The following is a 17,715-nucleotide window of genomic DNA, read 5'->3' on the forward strand; positions in this document are numbered from 1 at the left end:
CGTCGCGCCCCGTGCGCCCCTGATCACGTCCCAGGATTGCGCCCACAGGCACGATGCCTGGAACAATGGGCGCCATGACCGACACCGCCCCGCGCCCGAACGCCGCGTCCGCTCTCCCCGACAAGCCCAGCCTCGAGGGCCTCGAGGACAAGTGGGACCGCGTATGGGACGCCGCGCAGGTCTATGCCTTCGACGCCGACACCACCCGTGACCAGGTGTTCAGCGTCGACACCCCGCCGCCCACGGCCTCGGGGTCCCTGCACATCGGCCACGTGTTCGGCTACTCCCAGGCCGACATGATCGTGCGCTACCAGCGCATGCGCGGCAAGAACGTGTTCTACCCGCTGGGCTGGGACGACAACGGCCTGCCCACCGAGCGCCGCGTGCAGAACTACTTCGGGGTGCGCTGCGACCCCTCGCTGCCCTACGAGGAGGACTTCACGCCCCCGCAGGAGGGCGGCGACAACAAGTCCGCGAAGGCCGCGAACCAGAAGCCGATCTCCCGTCGGAACTTCATCGAGCTGTGCGAGCGGCTCACGAAGATCGACGAGGCGTCCTTCGAGGAGGTCTTCCGGACCCTCGGCCTCTCGGTCGACTGGAACCACAGCTACCAGACCATCGACGCGCGCTCGCGCGCGACCAGCCAGCGCGCCTTCCTCGAGAACCTCGCCGCCGGTCAGGCCTACCAGTCCGAGGCCCCCACGATGTGGGACGTCACCTACCGCACCGCGGTCGCCCAGGCCGAGCAGGAGGACCGCGAGCGGGACGGCGCCTACCACCGCATCGGCTTCACGAAGGCCGATGGGAGCGGCGAGAAGGTCTTCATCGAGACCACGCGCCCCGAGCTGCTGCCCGCGTGCGTGGCCCTCGTCGCCCACCCGGACGACGAGCGCTACCAGGGCCTGTTCGGCACCACAGTCACCTCCCCGCTGTTCGGCGTCGAGGTGCCGGTGCTGGCCCACCCGCTCGCCCAGGCCGACAAGGGCGCGGGCATCGCCATGATCTGCACCTTCGGCGATGCCAACGACGTCACCTGGTGGCGCGAGCTCGAGCTGCCCACCCGCAGCGTCGTGGGCCGAGACGGCCGCTTCCTGCCCGAGGCCCCCTGGATCACCTCGGCCGAGGGCCGCGAGCGCTTTGCCGAGCTCGCCGGGCTCACCGTGTTCAGCGCGCAGAAGCGCGTGGTCGAGATGGTCACCGAGACCGGCGACCTGGTCGGAGAACCCAAGAAGATCACCCACCCGGTGAAGTTCTACGAGAACGGCGACAAGGCCCTCGAGTACGTCACCAGCCGCCAGTGGTACCTCACCAACGGCGGCCGCGACACCAGCGAGGGCGGTCTGCGCGACGCCCTCATCGCCCGCGGCGCCGAGATCACCTGGCACCCCGCCTACATGGAATCCCGGTACCGCAACTGGGTCGAGGGCCTCGCCGGCGACTGGCTGGTCTCCCGCCAGCGCTTCTACGGCGTCCCGATCCCCGTCTGGTACGCGCTGGACGCCGTCGGCGAGATCGACTACGACACCGTGCTCACCCCCGAGCTCGAGCGCCTGCCGATCGACCCGACGACCGACGTGCCCGCCGGCTACGAGGAGTCCCAGCGCGAGCAGCCGGGCGGCTTCACCGCCGACCCCGACATCCTCGACACCTGGGCCACGAGCTCGCTGACCCCGCAGCTCGCGGGCGGCTGGGACGCGGACCCGGAGCTGTTCGCGAAGGTCTACCCGATGGACCTGCGCCCCCAGGGCCACGACATCATCCGCACCTGGCTGTTCTCCACGATCGTGCGCTCGCACCTCCAGCAGGACTCCCTGCCCTGGTACAACACGTCGATCAACGGCTGGATCCTGGATCCGGACCGCAAGAAGATGAGCAAGTCCAAGGGCAACGTCGTCACCCCGATCGGCCTGCTGCGCGACCACGGCTCGGACGGCGTGCGCTACTGGGCCGGCCGCGCCCGCCAGGGCGTGGACACCGCCTTCGACGAGGGCCAGATGAAGATCGGCCGACGCCTGGCGATCAAGATCCTCAACGCCTCGAAGTTCGCGCTCGGCTTCGGGACCGCCCCGGCCGACCCGTCGGGCCGCCTCGCCGCGGACCCGTCGGCCGTGACGGACCCGCTGGACCGGGCGATGCTCGCGCGCCTCGCGGAGGTCGTCGACGCCGCGACCACGGCCTTCGAGGAGATGGACTACGCGCGCGCCCTCGAGGTCGTCGAGCCCTTCTTCTGGACGTTCTGCGACGACTTCATCGAGCTCATCAAGGACCGCGCCCACGGCGCCTCGGCGAGCGGCGAGGAGGGTGCTGCCTCGGCCCGCGCCGCTCTCGCGATCGCGCTCGAGGTGCTGCTGCGCCTGTTCGCCCCGGTGATCGTGTTCGCGACCGAGGAGGTCTGGTCGTGGTGGCGCGAGGGCAGCGTCCACACGCAGCCCTGGCCGACCTCCGAGGCGCTGCGCGAGGCCGCGGCCGGTCAGGACGCCGCCCTGCTGGGCGTCGTCGAGCAGGCCGCGATCGTGCTGCGCCGCATCAAGTCCGACGCGAAGGTCTCCCAGAAGACCCCGATCCTGCAGGTCACCGTGACCGCCCCCGAGTCCGCGATCGCCCACCTCGAGGCGGCCCGCGGGGACCTCACGGCCCTGGGCCGGATCGAGGCGCTCACGATCACCGGCGGCGACGTTGAGGGCATCGCGACCAGCGACGTCGAGCTCGGCGACCCCCCGGTCAAGAAGCCGCGCAACCAGGGCTGAGCGCGAGCGCTCAGCGCACCACCTCACGGCTGGATCCGTCGACGCGACGGGTCCAGCCGCGCGCGTCGAGGTGCTCGAGCAGGGGGATCGCGACGCGGCGCGTGGTGCCCAGCGCCTGACGGGCCGCGCTCGTGGTGAACGGTTGCTCGAGCCCGGCGAGCTCGCGCATCGCGAGCGCCGGGGCCGTGGGCAGCAGCACCACGCCGCCCGGAAGGCGCAGCAGGCGCCCCTGCTTCTCGGCGGCGGCGAGCTCTCGCGCGCCCAGGTGCAGGGCGGCGAGGTCGTCCGCCTCCGGTGCCTGGAAGGGCTGTGCGCGCAGGCGCTCCTCGAGCGCGGCGACCTGCGTCTCCGCGGCGCCGAGGCCGGCGGTGCGCTGCGGGTCGATGATCCGGCCGTCCTGCGCGGCGAGGCCCGCGGCCGGGAGCACGAGGGCGAGCAGGGAGGCATCGGGCAGCGGCTGCGCGCCCCGCGCGAGCAGGTCGAGCGCGGCGCCGCGCGTGATCCCGGCCGAGAGCTCGTCGCGGTCGTGCTCGGCCGCGACCGCGGCCCGCAGCGCGTCGGCCCAGCCCGCGATCGCCCGCTCGGCGACGATCCACTCCCCTGCGCGCCGGAGTCCCGGCGGCAGCGGATCGGGCACCGCGATCCCCCGCCGCGCGAGCACGTCGGTGCGGACGGCGCCGCGGCGCGCGGTCTCGTGGGCGGCATCCCCGCGGGGGCTCATGGTCCCGAGCTCGGCGGCGCGCCGCCTCCCGGCGCCGCGGCGGGTGAGCGCGGGCGGGTCGACGTCGAGGATCTGCACGCCGCCCAGCACCGCGTGCTCCCCGCTGCCGCGCAGCAGCATCCGGTCGCCGACGCGCAGCGGCAGCGGCCGCTCGAGGGCGAAGCGGGCGTGCTGCGGGCCGAGGTCGCGCACGTGCGCGGGGACGGCGGCGGTGCCCGCATGGACCATGAGCTCGCGGGGCACCGCGTCGAGCGCCTCGCCCGTCGACCGGCGCACGTCGACGAGACGCACCGCCTCGAAGGCACCGGGGGTGATGAGCGCGTCGCCGCGCCCGATCTCCTCGAGGTCCGCGCCGCGCAGGTTCACGGCGGCGCGGCAGACGGGCCCCAGCTCGCGGGCCGGATCCTCCCGGCTCTGCAGCCCGCGCACGGTCACCTCGGCGCCGCCCTCCCGGGCCGCGGCCCCGCGGGCGCCGCACAGGGTGAGGCGGTCGCCCGGGCGCAGGGTCCCGCTCGCGAGGGTGCCCGTGACCACGGTGCCGGCGCCGGAGATGCTGAAGGCCCGGTCGATCCACAGCCGCACGGGGGCATCGGCGCTCGGCTCGGGGGCGCCGGCGAGCACGTCGTCGAGCACACCGCGCAGCGCGTCGACGTCCTGGCCGGTGCGCGCGGAGACGATGACCGCGGGGGCGCCGGCGAGGCCGGTGCCGGCGAGCTCGGTGCGGGCGCGGGCGAGGGCGGCGCACCCGCCGTCCTCGGCGAGGTCGGCGCGGGTGATGACGAGGACGCCGGTCGCGATGCCGAGCGCCGCGAGCGCGTCGCGGTGGTCGTCGGACTGTGCCTGCCAGCCCTCGTCGGCCGCGACGACGAAGCAGACGACGGGCGCAGGGCCGAGCCCGGCGAGCATGTTCCCCAGGAAGCGCTCGTGGCCGGGGACGTCGACGAAGGAGACCTCGCGGCCGCTCGGCAGACGGGTCCAGGCGAAGCCGAGGTCGATCGTCAGGCCCCGCCGCTTCTCCTCCGCCCAGCGGTCGGTCTCGATGCCGGTGAGCGCCCGCACCAGGGTCGACTTGCCGTGGTCGACGTGCCCGGCGGTGGCGACGACCCTCTCGATCATGCGCGCTCCGTCTCCGCCCGCGTGTCCTGAGCGGCCCGCACCGCGCGCACCAGGTCCGCATCGCGCTCGGCGGGGATGCAGCGCAGGTCCAGCAGGCAGGCGCCGTCGCGCACGGTGGCGACGATCGCCGGGTCGCCGCGGCGCAGCGGCTCGGCGAGCTCCTCGGGCAGGGCGATCGCGACGCCGGGCAGCGGCACCTCGGCGCCTCCCCCGCCGCCGACGCGCCCGTCGTGCGCGACGATGCTCCCGCCGATCTGCGCGGCCACGGCCTCGGTGCGCGTCCGCAGCCGAACCGGGTCGGTGTGGAGGGCCGAGGCGACGGGCGGCTCGGGACCGCGCAGGGTCGCCTCGAGCGCGGCGAGGGCGAGCTTGTCCGCGCGCATCGCACGGGCCATCGGGTGGCGGGCGAGGCGGGCGATGACCTCGGCCCGGCCCAGCAGGATCCCGGCCTGGGGGCCGCCGAGCAGCTTGTCGCCCGAGGCGATGACGACGTCGGCACCGTCGCGCAGGGCCGTGGAGAGCGCGGGCTCCTCGGGCAGGGCGGGGTCGGGATCGATGAGGCCGCTGCCGAGGTCGACCACGAGAGGGACCCCCGCCTCGCGGCAGATGCCGGCGAGCTCGGCGACGGGGACGGCGGAGGTGAATCCGCTGATGCGGTAGTTGCTCGCGTGGATGCGCAGCACGCAGGCGGTCGAGGGGCCGAGGGCGCCGGCGTAGTCCTCGGCGTGGGTGCGGTTGGTGGTGCCGACCTCGCGGATCGCGGTGCCGGTCGAGGCGATGAGGTCCGGCAGGCGGAAGCCGGCGCCGATCTCGATCATCTCCCCGCGCGAGAGCAAGACCTCGCGCGGGCCGACCTCCGTCGCGCCCGACGACCGACCTGCCGATGGCCCGCCGAGCGCCGTCGTCGCGAGCAGCAGCGCGGCGGCGCCGTTGTTCACGACCAGGGCGTCCTCGGCGGCGGGGCAGGCCGCGAGCAGGGCGGCGCGGGCTCCGGCTCCGCGGCGCGAGCGCTGCCCCGAGGCCAGGTCGAACTCGACGTCGGTGTACCCGGCGGCGTCCAGGAGGGCGGCGCGCGCGGCGTCGGAGAGCGGCGCGCGCCCGAGGTTCGTGTGGACGATGACGCCGGTCGCGTTGAGCACCGGGCGCAGGGAGTGGGCGCCCGCGCCGCCGAGCCCTGCGAGCAGCTCGGGCTCCACCTGCTCGGGGGCGATCTGCCCGCTGCGGGCGCGGTCCTGGACGGCGCGGACCAGCTCGCGCACGACCCGCTCCCCCATGCTCGCGCGCGCGGCCGCGACCTCCGGCAGCTCCAGCAGGCGGTCGGTTCGCGGGATGCGGCGGCGGGGATCGGACTCGGTCACGCGCGCAGCTCCTCCTGGGTGGGATGTGGCGGAGGCGGACGGGAATCGAACCCGCCAGACCGAGATGCTCGGTCTCACCAGTTTTGAAGACTGGGGCGCCCACCAGGACACGAACGCCTCCACGCGCGATCCTATCGCCGACCTGGGCTCCTCGGTCCCGACCCGTCGGCCCCGGCCAGGGTGGCAACGGTCCGCCCCCACCAGCCCGCACTGCCTACACTCGGCCCCATGAGCTCCGACGACGCCCAGGCCCCCTCCGGATCGATCCCCGCCGCCCTGCCGCCGATCTCGGTGCGGCTGACGACCATGGCCCACGGCGGCGGCTGCGCGAGCAAGATCCCGCCGGGCGAGCTCGAGGAGGCGGTCTCGGCACTGGCCGACCAGAGTGCGGGCGATGTGATCGTGGGACTCGACGACGGCGACGACGCCGCGGCCGTGCGGGTGCGCGAGGACCTCGCCGTGCTCTCGACCGCGGACTTCTTCACCCCCGTGGTCGACGACGCCTTCGACTGGGGCCGCATCGCCGCCGCGAACGCGCTCTCCGACATCTATGCGATGGGCGGCGATCCGGTCGTCGCGATCAACCTCGTGGGCTGGCCGCGCGAGACGCTGCCCTACGACCTGCTGCGCGAGGTCCTGCGCGGCGGCCTCGAGGTCGCCGCGCTGGCCGGCGTGCCCGTGATCGGCGGGCACAGCGTGGACGATCCGGAGCCGAAGTACGGCATGGCCGTCACCGGCACGGGGCACCCGGATCGCCTGCTGCGCAACGACGCCGCCGAGGCCGGTCTGCCGCTCACGCTCACCAAGCCGCTCGGCGTGGGACTGCTGAACAACCGGCACAAGGCGACGGCCGAGGTGTTCCCCGCGGCGATCGAGACGATGACGACGCTGAACCGCGACGCCTCGCGGGCGGCGCTGGCCGCGGGGGTGCGCGCGGCGACCGATGTCACCGGCTTCGGCCTGCTCGGGCATCTGTTCAAGATGCTGCGCGCCTCGGGCGTGGCCGCCCAGATCGACCGCGGCGCGGTGCCGCTGGTCGACGGGGCGGCGGAGGCGCTGCGCGACGGCTTCGTCTCCGGCGGCACCCGCAGGAACCTGGACTGGGTGCGCGAGCACGTGCAGGCCGGTTCGGGAGTCTCCGAGGACGATCTGCTGCTCCTCGCCGACGCGCAGACCTCCGGCGGTCTGCTCGTGGTCGGCGAGGTCCCCGGGTATCCGATCATCGGCCGGACGGCGCCCGCCTCGGCCGACGCTCCCGCGGGGACGATAGGCATCCGCTCCTGACCCGCGGGCCGACGGCCGATGCCGGGCGCCGGATCACCACCCGGTGGTGATCGAGTCGTCGGTGATGCCGGCGGCGCGGCGCTTCTCGAGGCGGTCCTTCTGCGGGATCATCACGCGCCGCGGGTCCTTCACCGACTCGTGGCCGGCCTTCAGCACGCCGAAGCGCGTGAGGGCGGAGGCGCCCGCGAGGGCCAGGCCGCTCGCGACGGCGACCGAGCGGCTGCGCCGCGCGAACAGGGTGCCGATGCCGCCGGCGACCGCGAGGCGCTCGGCCCAGGTGAGAAGCTTCCCGGGCGTGCCCTCCTCGAGGGGCTCGGACTCCAGCGGGTGCATCGTCGACTTCGTGAAGTGCATGCCCACGAGGTCGCCGACGACGCCCGCCGCGGCCAGCAGCCGCGCCGGGCCCGCCTTCTTCCGCGAGGTCAGCGCCATCGCCATGCCCCCGGCGGCGAGGCTCGCCGAGGAGACGAACACGAAGGGCAGGCCGTGGCGGGCCGCGTTCCAGGTCGGCACGGCGGTGTCGCCCAGCAGCACGGCGGTGTACGCGGCAAGCGGGGCGCCCATCGCGCCCTGGAGGACGGCCGACGGGCCCTCGGCCAGGCGCAGCAGCGGGCGCAGCGGACCGAGCGGCAGGCGCTCGCCCGTCATCCGGTCCACCTCGGCCGCCGCGGTCATCGCGGCGCCGCTCGCATAGGAGCTGAGGATCCAGGTGCCCAGGCTCATCGGGGAGCTCACCTTGATCACGCGCATCATGTGCAGGAAGCGCTCGGGGCGCCCCAGGTCGATGATGAGCGAAGGGGTTCCCACGCCCACCGCGGCGATCGCGACCAGGCGGGCGCTGCGGCGCAGCTCGGCGTTCCCGGTGAGCGCGGCCCCGGCCTGCAGCAGGCCCGAGGCGCCCGCGAGACCGCCCACGAACAGGTAGATCCCGATGGGGGTCTCCCACGGCGGCGCCTTGACGACGGGACGGCCGTAGTAGGACTCGAACTCGACGTCCTCGACCATCGCGATCTCGCGCGAGCCGTCGCCGCCCCCGCTCTCGGTCATGTCGCGGCGGCGCCGCCCCCCGCCGCCGGCGCCGCCCTTCCCACCTCCGCGCCGGCGTCGGCGCGGGGGCTCTGGCGGGCGGTACTCGTCGTACTCGGAATGGGTCACCGACGTCCTCCCAGGAACGCGAGAGCGGTCGCGACCAGCATGCCGCCCATGGCGACGGCCGCGGTGCGGTACATGTGCGGTAGCTCGGCCGTGGGCACCTGCGGATCCGGGGGCAGGCCGTAGACCTCGGGCTCGTCCAGCAGCAGGAACACCGAGCCGGTGCCGCCCACGCCGTCCTGCGGGTTCGCCCCGTACAGACGCGCCTCAGTCATGCCCTGGGCGTGGAGCTGGGCGACGCGCTCATGGGCCTGCTCGACCATGTCGGAGCGGTCCCCGAACTTGATCGACGTGGTGGGGCAGGTCTTCGCGCACGCGGGCTCCTCGCCCTCGACCAGCCGGTCGTAGCACAGGGTGCACTTGTTCGCGGTGCCCTTGTTCGGCACCTCCTGCTGCACGCGGCCGCGATCCTCCTTCGGGGAGACCGTGCCGTCGTCGCGGCGCTCGATGACGCCGAAGGGGCAGCCGCCCACGCAGGTGCCGCAGCCGTTGCAGATGTCGGACTGGACCACCACCGTGCCGAACTCGGTGCGGAACAGGGCCCCCGTCGGGCACACGTCCAGGCAGCCGGCGTGCGTGCAGTGCTTGCAGACGTCCGAGGACATCAGCCAGCGGAACTCCGGCGTGTCCGGGGGCGTGGTGTCCACGCCGGCGAGGTCCTCGCCGGGGCGCCCGCCGGGCGCGGTGGCGCCGCTGCGGGGCCCGATCGTGGGCATGCCGAGGGAGACGAGCTTGCGCCCCGACTCGCGCGCCTCCTCGATGCGGTCCTTCGTCTGCTCGACGAAGGCCACATGGCGCCAGGTGTTCGCGCCGAGCGAGCCGGTGTTGTCGTAGGACGAGCCCAGGATCTTCAGGTCGCCGTCCTGGGGATTGCGGTTCCACTCCTTGCACGCGACCTCGCACGCCTTGCAGCCGATGCAGATCGAGGTGTCGGTGAAGAACCCGTTGCGCGCGTGGTCGTGGCCCCATCCGGAGTCGGCGGCGGGGTTCTCCTCGGGTCCGGACAGCAGTCCCATCAGTCCTCCTCCGTTCCGGCGGTGCGGTGGTCCTCGTCGGCGCGCTCGTGGGGCGGCAGGTCGAAGGTCTCCTCGATCGACTCCCCGCTCTGCAGGTCGATGTCCTGCCTCTCGGTGCCCTCGGGGAAGTCGGGCGCCGTGAGCAGCTGGTCGCCGGTGTCGAGCTGGAGCCCGGCGCGGCGCTGGAGCTCCTCGACCAGCTCCTGGCGCGCCGCCCCTCGGGGCCGACGGCCGGGCCGGATCGCGCAGGCCGTGACCTTCGAGTTCTGGATCTGCGTGTTCGCATCCAGGTTCATCGCGATGAGGTCGTTGACGCTGTCGCCCTCGACCACCGCGTGCGTCCCCTGCGCCCAGTGGTAGGGCAGACCGATCTGGTGCACGGTGCGCCCCGAGATCGTCAGCGGCCTCATGCGCTCCGTGACCAGGGCGATCGCCTCGATCGCGGCGCGCGGGGTGATGATCGTCGCCCAGCCGTACGGCTCGATCCCGACCTCCGCGGCGAGCTCCGGGGAGATCTCGCAGAACAGCTGAGGCTGGAGCTCGGCGAGATAGGGCAGCCAGCGGCTCATGCCGCCCGCCGTGTGGTGCTCGGTGACGCGGTACGTCGAGAAGTAGTACGGGTACACGTCCTCGCGGGCGTCGCCCGTCTTCCCCGGGGCGTTGAGGTTGTCCCGGTCCTGGATGAACTCGCGCGTCGGGTTCGCCTGCTGCGGGTAGAGCGGGTTCGGGATCGAGGAGTCCACGGGCTCGTAGTGGGTCGGGAGCGGACCGTCGACCAGTCCCGTCGGCGCGAACAGCCAGCCGCGCCCGTCGGACTGCATGACGAAGGCGTCGTTCCCGGCCAGGCCCTTCGCCCCGCCCGCCTCCACGTCACCCGGATCGTGCGGAGCCTTGTCGGCGGGGAAGTCCGGGACGTCGGAGCCGGCCCACTTCTCCGCCTTCTCGTCCCACCACAGGAGCTTCTTGCGCTCGCTCCAGGGCTTGCCGTCGGGGTCGGCCGAGGCGCGGTTGTAGAGGATGCGCCGGTTCATGGGCCACGCCCATCCCCACTCGTGGGCGAACTCGTCCTGCTCGTAGCCGGGCTTCTTGCGGGCGGCCTGGTTGATGCCGTCGGCGTAGACACCGGTGTAGATCCAGCAGCCGCCGGAGGTCGAGCCGTCGTCTGCCATCTCCGTGTAGCCGCTCAGCGGACGCCCGGCCTTCGGGCCGGTCTCGTAGCGGCCGTTGATCTCGGCGATCACGGCCTCCGGGTCGACCTCGCCCTCCTCGTCCACGGGATAGTCCCAGGTGAGGTCGAGCAGCGGCCGGTCGCGGGGATCGGTCGAGCCCCGGAGCTTCTCGCGGATGCGATGGCCCAGCTCATAGAGGAACTCGAGCTCGCTCTGCGCGTCGCCGGGCGGATCCACGGCCTTCTCGCGCCACTGCACGAGGCGCTGGGTCTGGGTGAAGGAGCCGGCCTTCTCGGTGTGGTTCGCCGCGGGCAGGAAGAACATCTCGGTGCCGATGTCCTCCGTGCGCAGCTCGCCCGAGTCGATCTCCGGTCCCTCCTTCCACCAGGTCGCGGACTCGATCATGGAGAAGTCCCGCACGACCATCCACTTCAGGTGGGACATGCCCAGGCGCTGCATGCGGCCGTTCGCCGATCCCACCGCCGGGTTCTGCCCCAGCAGGAAGTAGCCGTCCACGCCGTCGTCGAGCATCCGCATCAGCGTCTGGTAGGTGCCCGCCGGGCCGTCGAGCCGCGGCAGGTAGTCGAAGGCGAAGTCGTTCTCCGCGGTGGCGTGCTCGCCCCACCATGCCTTGAGGAGGTTCACGGCGTAGGTGCGCGATTCGGCCCAGAAGCCCTTCTGCTCCTTGCGGCCGATGGAGTCGGCGTAGGTCCCGAAGTCGTCGTGCGATCCCGCCTTGGGCATGGGCAGGTAGCCCGGCAGCAGGTTGAACAGAGTCGGGATGTCCGTCGACCCCTGGATGGTGGCGTGCCCGCGCAGCGCCATGATGCCGCTGCCCGGTCGGCCGACGTTCCCCATCAGCAGCTGCAGCATCGCCGCGGTGCGGATGAACTGGGCGCCGCCCACGTGCTGGGTCCAGCCCACCGCGTAGGCGAAGCACGTGGTGCGCTCGCGGCCGGAGTTCTCCACGAGCTTGCGAGCGAGGTAGTCGAAGTCCTCGCGCGAGATGCCGCAGGCCTCGGTGACCATCTCCGGGGTGTACCGGGAGTAGTGGCGCTTGAGGATCTGCAGGACCGTGTGCGGGTCCTGCAGGGTCTCGTCCCGTGCGGGGACTCCGTGCTCGAGCGGCGGGCCGCCCGATCCGAACGCCTCGCCGGCGCCGGCGCGGCCGGCGGTCCAGTGGGAGCCCTCCCGGCCCTCGTAGGCGCTCGCGTCGGAGACCTTCCCGCCCTCGCCCGGGGCCGAGTACGCCCAGGACGCGGGATCGTAGGTGCCGGTCTCCGGGTCGTAGCCGGAGAACAGCCCCTCGAGGTCCTCGGTGTCCAGGTACTCCTCGGAGATGATCGTGGAGGCGTTGGTGTACGCCAGCACGTAATCCTTGAAGTACAGGTCGTTGCTCAGCACATGGTTGATGAGCGCGCCCAGCAGCACGACGTCACTCCCGGCGCGCGTGGGGATGTGCTTGTGCGCGTTGGCCGAGGTGCGCGTGAAGCGCGGGTCCACGTGGATGATCGTGGCTCCGCGGGACTTCGCCTCCATCACCCACTGGAAGCCCACGGGATGGGCCTCGGCCATATTCGAGCCCTGGATGATGATGCAATCCGCGTTGGCCATGTCCTGGAGGGACTGGGTGGCGCCTCCGCGTCCGAACGAGGCTCCCAGACTGGGAACCGTGGCGGAGTGTCATATGCGCGCCTGGTTCTCCATCTGGATCGCGCCCGCCGCGGTGAACAGCTTCTTGGCGAGGTAGTTCTCCTCGTTGTCGATGGTCGCGCCGCCGAGGCTCGCGATGCCCATCGTCCGCCGCAGGGCGTGGCCCTTGGCGTCCACGTCCTCCCAGTGCTTGCGGCGCGCCTCGAGGAAGCGGTCGGCGATCATGTCGATCGCGGTGTCGCGGTCGAGGTCCTCCCACTCGGTCCCGTAGGGGCGGCGGTAGCGCACCTTCGTGATGCGGCGCGGGGAGTTCACGAGCTGCTCGCTCGCCGACCCCTTCGGGCACAGGCGCCCGCGCGAGATCGGCGAGGCGGGATCGCCCTCGATCTGCGTGACCTTCCCGTCCTTCGAGTAGACGAGCTGACCGCAGCCGACCGCGCAGTACGGGCACACGCTGTGCGCGACGTGGTCGGCCTCGGCCGTGCGGGGCGTGATGCTGCGGGTGCGCTGCGAGGTCACGGAGGTTCCGCGGCCGAGCACGTCGCCGTCTCGCAGCTGGCGCACGACCGGCCACTCGAGGAAACTGAAGCGGGGCATACGCCGATGCTACTCCGGCGAAACGCCTCTTCGCGGCCGCATCGGCCGAGATTCTGACGTCGTGTCAGGCCGGGTGGCGGGGGCCTTCGGCTGACGGCGGGGTGACGAGCGGATCGGCCGACGGATCAGGAGGCGTCCTCGCCCCGGATCTGCTCGTGGTGGCGGATGACCTCGGTGACGATGAACTTCAGGAAGGACTCGGCGAACACGGGGTCCAACCCGGATTCCTGCGCGAGCGCGCGCAGGCGGGCGACCTGCTGCTCCTCACGACGGGGGTCGGCGGGCGGCAGGCCGTGCTCGGCCTTCAGCCGGCCCACGCGCTGGGTGTGGCGGAAGCGCTCGGCGAGCAGGTTCACGAGCGCCGCATCGATGTTGTCGATGCTGGAGCGCTCCTCGGCGAGCAGGGCCCGGGCGCGCTCGACGTCCTCGGGCGAGCCCTCCCCGTCGGCACGGATCTCGCTCGCCCGGACGTCGGGCGGGGTGGTGTCCTCGTGGCGCGCCATGGTCGCGTCTCCCTCGTGCGCCGCTCAGGCGCTCTGCTCGTGGCGGTCCTCGGACTCGCGCTCGACCTCGGCGGTGGTCACCATCAGCGGGGCACGGCCGTCGGTCACCACGCCCTCGGTGATGACCACGCGGGCGATGTCGCGCCGCGAGGGCACCTCGAACATGACCGCCTGCAGGGTCTCCTCGAGGATCGCGCGCAGACCGCGCGCGCCGGTGCCGCGCTCGATCGCGCGCTCGGCGATGGCCTCGAGGGCGCTGCGCTCGAAGTCGAGCTCGACGCCGTCGAGCTCGAACATCTTCTGATACTGCTTGACCAGGGCGTTCTTGGGCTCCGTGAGGATCTGGATGAGCGCCTCGCGATCCAGGTTCGCCACGCTCGTGAGCACGGGCAGGCGGCCGATGAACTCCGGGATCAGGCCGAACTTCAGGAGGTCCTCGGGCAGCAGCTTGGAGTAGATCTCCGTCTGCTCCATGGGCGCGTGCAGCTCGGCGCCGAACCCGATGCCGCGCTTGCCGATGCGCGAGCCGATGATGTCCTCCATCCCGGCGAAGGCGCCGGCCACGATGAACAGCACGTTCGTCGTGTCGATCTGGATGAACTCCTGATGGGGGTGTTTGCGTCCGCCCTGCGGCGGCACCGCCGCCACAGTGCCCTCGAGGATCTTCAGCAGCGCCTGCTGCACGCCCTCCCCGGAGACGTCCCGCGTGATCGACGGGTTCTCGGCCTTGCGGCCGATCTTGTCGACCTCGTCGATGTAGATGATGCCGCGCTCGGCCTTGGCGACGTCGTAGTCGGCGGCCTGGAGCAGCTTGAGCAGGATGTTCTCGACGTCCTCGCCCACGTAGCCGGCCTCGGTGAGCGCCGTGGCGTCGGCCATCGCGAAGGGCACGTCGAGCAGGCGCGCGAGGGTCTGGGCGAGGTAGGTCTTGCCGCATCCGGTGGGGCCGACGATCAGCACATTGGACTTGGCGACCTCGACCTCCTCCTCGGTGCTCTCCTCGGCCTCATCGGCGCCGGGGGCGCCTGCACGGGCGGGCCCCTTCGCCCCCTTGGCGGGCGTCGCATCCTTCGCCGTGCCGGCGACGGCCGGCCCCTGGGTCGCCTCGGCGGCGGCCTCCTGGGCGCGCACGCGCTTGTAATGGTTGTAGACGGCGACCGAGAGCGCCTTCTTGGCGGGGTCCTGGCCGACGACGTACTGCTGCAGGAAGTCGAAGATCTCCCGCGGGCTGGGCAGGGGTGCGGGCTCCTCGGCGGCGGGCTTGGCGGCCTGGACCTCCTCGGCGATGATCTCGTTGCACAGCTCGATGCACTCCTCGCAGATGTACACCTGCGGGCCCGAGATCAGGCGCTCCACCTGCTTCTGCGACTTGCCGCAGAAGGAGCACTTGAACACGTCGGCTCCGTCGCTCATGCGCGCCATGTCCGTCCTCTTCCCTTTCCGGTCCGGCCGTTGCGGCTCGTGCCGCCGCGGTCGCTGCCGCCCGCGGACGGCGTCCGCGTGCATCAACGGTAGCCCAGCGCGCTCCCGCGTCGTGGGAGACGCGCGGCCCCGGGGTCAGGAACTCCGGGGCCGCGCGCGGCGCCCCATGGGGCGCGGCCCGGTGCTGCCGGCTCAGCGGGAGAGCTGGCCGGGGGCGTCCTTCCGCGAGGCGAGCACCTGGTCGACCAGGCCGTACTCGAGGGCGCCCTGCGCGGTGAGGATCTTGTCGCGCTCGATGTCGCGGTTGACGTCCTCGGGCGCGCGTCCCGTGTGGTGGGCGAGCGTGGTCTCGAGCCACTCGCGCATGCGCAGGATCTCGTTGGCCTGGATCTCGATGTCCGAGGCCTGGCCGCCGCCCTGGCCGCCCATCGCGGGCTGGTGGATGAGGATGCGGGCGTTGGGCAGCGCGAGGCGCTTGCCGGGAGCGCCCGCCGCCAGCAGCACGGCCGCCGCGGAGGCCGCCTGCCCGAGGCACACCGTGGTGATGTCGGGCTTGATGTACTGCATGGTGTCGTAGATCGCGGTGAGCGCGGTGAACGAGCCGCCGGGGCTGTTGATGTACAGCGTGATGTCACGGTCAGGGTCCTGCGACTCCAGCACGAGCAGCTGGGCCATGACGTCGTCGGCCGAGGCGTCGTCGACCTGGACGCCCAGGAAGATGATGCGGTCCTCGAACAGCTTGGTGTAGGGGTCCTGGCGCTTGAAGCCGTACGCCGTGCGCTCCTCGTACTGCGGCAGGACATAGCGGGAGGACGGCATCGGCCCGGCCTGCGCGATGGGCATGCCGGCGCCTGCCTGGGGGGCGAAGCGGGGATCGAAGGTCACGTGGTGCTCCTTGGGTGGTTCGTGAAGACGGTTCGGGTGCGACGGATGCGGGCCGACGGGCGGCTCAGTCGTCGGTCCCGCCCCCGCCGCTGACGTCGTCCGCACGGGTGACGATCCCGTCGATGAAGCCGTACTCGAGGGCTTCGGGAGCGGTGAACCAGTGGTCGCGGTCGCCGTCGGCGATGATCTGCTCGACGCTCTTGCCGGTCTGCTCGGCCGTCAGCTCCGCCATCTGCTTCTTCATGGACAGGATCAGGTCCGCCTGGATCTTGATCTCGCTCGCGGTGCCGCCGAGGCCGCCGAGCGGCTGGTGCATGAGCACGCGGGTGTTCGGGGTCGCGTAGCGCTTGCCGGACGCGCCGGAGGACAGCAGGAACTGGCCCATCGACGCCGCCATGCCCATGGCGATGGTGACGACGTCGGGCTGGATGTACTGCATGGTGTCGTAGATGGCCATGCCCGCGGTGATGGAGCCGCCGGGGCTGTTGATGTAGAGGTAGATGTCCTTCTCGGGGTCCTCCGCCGCGAGCAGCAGGAGCTTGGCGCAGATGGCGTTGGAGTTGTCGTCGCGCACGTCCTCCCCGAGCCAGACGATGCGCTCGCGCAGCAGGCGCTGATAGACGTTGTCGTCCAGTCCCATGGGGGTGTCGCCCGAGGCGTTGCGGGGCTGCGAGGTCATGGATTACTCCTTAGAGGGGCCGACTTCTCGATGGGGTCGACTCTATGTCGAGCGCCCGCTCCCCCGGCATGCTGTTCGCCGCAGGCGCACACCCGTGCCCCGTTCCGAGCGGCCCCGCCGGCGGACCGGGAGCGTCCCGGCGGACCCGCCGGCGCGGGACCGATCGGCCGGGCGACGAGGGACCCGGCCGGCCCACCGACGAAGGTGCCGCCCGCGGAGCGGGTCACGTCCTGCGCCCCCGCGCGGTAAAGGAGGCTCCCTGCCTGGCCATGAAGGTTCTGCGCTTTCCCAAGGAGTGGCAAAGGAGCTGGTCGGGGTGCACCAAACCGCTGGCCCCCACTATTCCGCGGAACTAGTCTCAAAGTGCCGGACGAAGCAGAGGCCTTCCCCGCCCGCAGCGCCGAGCACCCCGCACCGTTCATCCAGCACCGGATGAGGACCCTGCACGCCGTCATCCGACCCCCTGGATGAGACCCGGAAGGACCCCGCCTCACATGGCCCAGAAGAACACGCACCGCGCCGCCGGCCGCGCCGTCACCCCGATCAGCGCCTCCTCGGCCGCGGTCCGCACCGCGAGCGGCGCCGCCGTCCTCGGCACGGTCCTGGTCGGATCGGCCTTCACCATGCAGGGCGCGACCGCGCAGACCGCCCCCGCCGCCCCGGCGCAGAACACCACGAGCGCGAGCACCGCCAAGGCCGCCGTGACCACCACGGCCTCCGCCAAGAGCACGTCGCTCAGCGCCGGCGCGACCCTGTTCTCGGGCGTCCGCGGCGAGCGGGTCTCCGCCCTCCAGGCCTCCCTCAACGATCACGGCGCCCACCTCGCCGTGGACGGCGTGTTCGGCACCAAGACCAACGCCGCCGTGCGCGACTTCCAGTCGACCAACGGCCTGCGCGTCGACGGCCGCGTCGGCCCCGAGACCCGCGGCGCGCTGAACGGCGGCTCCTCCGCGAGCGCCTCCAGCTCCTCGTCGAGCACCTCCGGCTCCTCGATCGTCTCGGCCGCGCGCTCGCAGATCGGCGTCCACTACAGCTGGGGCTCCTCGAACCCGTCGAGCGGCCTCGACTGCTCGGGCCTGACCACCTACGCCTACTCGCAGGCCGGCAAGTCCCTGCCGCGCACCTCGAGCGGCCAGGCGGCCGGCGGCACCCGCATCTCCCAGTCGCAGGCCCAGCCCGGCGACATCGTCCACTGGCCCGGTCACGTCGGCATCTACGCCGGCAACAACAAGGTCATCGACGCGTCCGGCTCCCGCCAGCAGGTCGTCGAGCGCACCATCTGGGGCAGCCCGACCTTCATCTCCTACCGCTGATCGAGCGGGCCCTCCGCGGCCCCACGATCACCACGGCAGCCCGGAACGGGGCGGCACCGCACAGGTGCCGCCCCGTTCTGCGTGTGCGCGCCCGTGGTGC

The 17,715-nt window shown here is 72.6% G+C and carries 12 protein-coding genes and 1 tRNA gene; 3 read left to right on the forward strand and 10 right to left on the reverse strand.

Features of this window, described 5'->3' with window-relative positions:
- Positions 1 to 74: 74 nt before the first annotated feature.
- On the forward strand, positions 75 to 2,747 hold the full coding sequence (gene valS, locus FHG10_RS03880; RefSeq protein ID WP_152352044.1) for a valine--tRNA ligase: 2,673 nt from the start codon (positions 75 to 77) through the stop codon (positions 2,745 to 2,747).
- 10 nt (positions 2,748 to 2,757) lie between these two features.
- Here valS and selB read toward each other — a convergent pair whose 3' ends face one another.
- From selB to FHG10_RS03895, 3 genes are all read right to left on the reverse strand, one after another.
- Positions 2,758 to 4,584: a selenocysteine-specific translation elongation factor gene (gene selB, locus FHG10_RS03885; RefSeq protein ID WP_152352045.1), complete on the reverse strand. Its 1,827-nt coding sequence runs from the start codon at positions 4,582 to 4,584 to the stop codon at positions 2,758 to 2,760.
- Entirely contained in the window at positions 4,581 to 5,942 is a 1,362-nt protein-coding gene (gene selA, locus FHG10_RS03890; RefSeq protein WP_152352046.1) for an L-seryl-tRNA(Sec) selenium transferase, read from the reverse strand. The genes selB and selA overlap by 4 nt, the downstream gene beginning before the upstream one ends.
- Positions 5,943 to 5,968: 26 nt before the next feature.
- A tRNA-Sec gene (locus FHG10_RS03895) sits at positions 5,969 to 6,063 on the reverse strand.
- Positions 6,064 to 6,170: 107 nt separating this feature from the next.
- Between FHG10_RS03895 and selD the strand changes: the two genes are divergently transcribed.
- Positions 6,171 to 7,226 carry a selenide, water dikinase SelD gene (gene selD / locus FHG10_RS03900; protein ID WP_152352047.1) on the forward strand — a complete coding sequence of 352 codons (1,056 nt, stop codon included), beginning with the start codon at positions 6,171 to 6,173 and terminating at the stop codon, positions 7,224 to 7,226.
- Positions 7,227 to 7,259: 33 nt separating this feature from the next.
- Here the strand turns inward: selD and nrfD are convergent, their stop codons facing one another.
- The 7 genes from nrfD to FHG10_RS03940 all read right to left on the reverse strand — a co-directional run bounded on the left by nrfD (position 7,260) and on the right by FHG10_RS03940 (position 16,302).
- A complete protein-coding gene (nrfD, locus tag FHG10_RS03905; RefSeq protein ID WP_152352048.1) occupies positions 7,260 to 8,381 on the reverse strand; it encodes an NrfD/PsrC family molybdoenzyme membrane anchor subunit in 1,122 nt (373 codons plus the stop codon).
- Positions 8,378 to 9,394: a 4Fe-4S dicluster domain-containing protein gene (locus FHG10_RS03910; RefSeq protein ID WP_152352049.1), complete on the reverse strand. Its 1,017-nt coding sequence runs from the start codon at positions 9,392 to 9,394 to the stop codon at positions 8,378 to 8,380. The genes nrfD and FHG10_RS03910 overlap by 4 nt, the downstream gene beginning before the upstream one ends.
- On the reverse strand, positions 9,394 to 12,813 hold the full coding sequence (fdh, locus tag FHG10_RS03915; RefSeq protein ID WP_193636190.1) for a formate dehydrogenase: 3,420 nt from the start codon (positions 12,811 to 12,813) through the stop codon (positions 9,394 to 9,396). The genes FHG10_RS03910 and fdh overlap by 1 nt, the downstream gene beginning before the upstream one ends.
- Positions 12,814 to 12,938: 125 nt before the next feature.
- Positions 12,939 to 13,316 (reverse strand): chorismate mutase, encoded by a 378-nt coding sequence (locus FHG10_RS03925; RefSeq protein ID WP_152352052.1) that lies wholly within the window; start codon positions 13,314 to 13,316, stop codon positions 12,939 to 12,941.
- Positions 13,317 to 13,340: 24 nt separating this feature from the next.
- On the reverse strand, positions 13,341 to 14,738 hold the full coding sequence (gene clpX, locus FHG10_RS03930) for an ATP-dependent Clp protease ATP-binding subunit ClpX (protein ID WP_152352053.1): 1,398 nt from the start codon (positions 14,736 to 14,738) through the stop codon (positions 13,341 to 13,343).
- Between the two features lie 192 nt (positions 14,739 to 14,930).
- Positions 14,931 to 15,581, reverse strand: coding sequence for an ATP-dependent Clp protease proteolytic subunit (locus FHG10_RS03935; RefSeq protein WP_152352586.1), 651 nt, complete (start codon positions 15,579 to 15,581; stop codon positions 14,931 to 14,933).
- 106 nt (positions 15,582 to 15,687) lie between these two features.
- Positions 15,688 to 16,302, reverse strand: a complete 615-nt coding sequence (locus tag FHG10_RS03940) for an ATP-dependent Clp protease proteolytic subunit (RefSeq protein ID WP_152352054.1) — start codon at positions 16,300 to 16,302, stop codon at positions 15,688 to 15,690.
- 494 nt (positions 16,303 to 16,796) lie between these two features.
- Here FHG10_RS03940 and FHG10_RS03945 point away from each other — a divergent pair, with 494 nt between their 5' ends.
- Positions 16,797 to 17,615 (forward strand): C40 family peptidase, encoded by an 819-nt coding sequence (locus tag FHG10_RS03945; protein ID WP_152352055.1) that lies wholly within the window; start codon positions 16,797 to 16,799, stop codon positions 17,613 to 17,615.
- Positions 17,616 to 17,715 lie beyond the last annotated feature (100 nt).

The organism is Brachybacterium subflavum (assembly GCF_009299795.1).
GTDB classification, from domain to species: domain Bacteria; phylum Actinomycetota; class Actinomycetes; order Actinomycetales; family Dermabacteraceae; genus Brachybacterium; species Brachybacterium subflavum.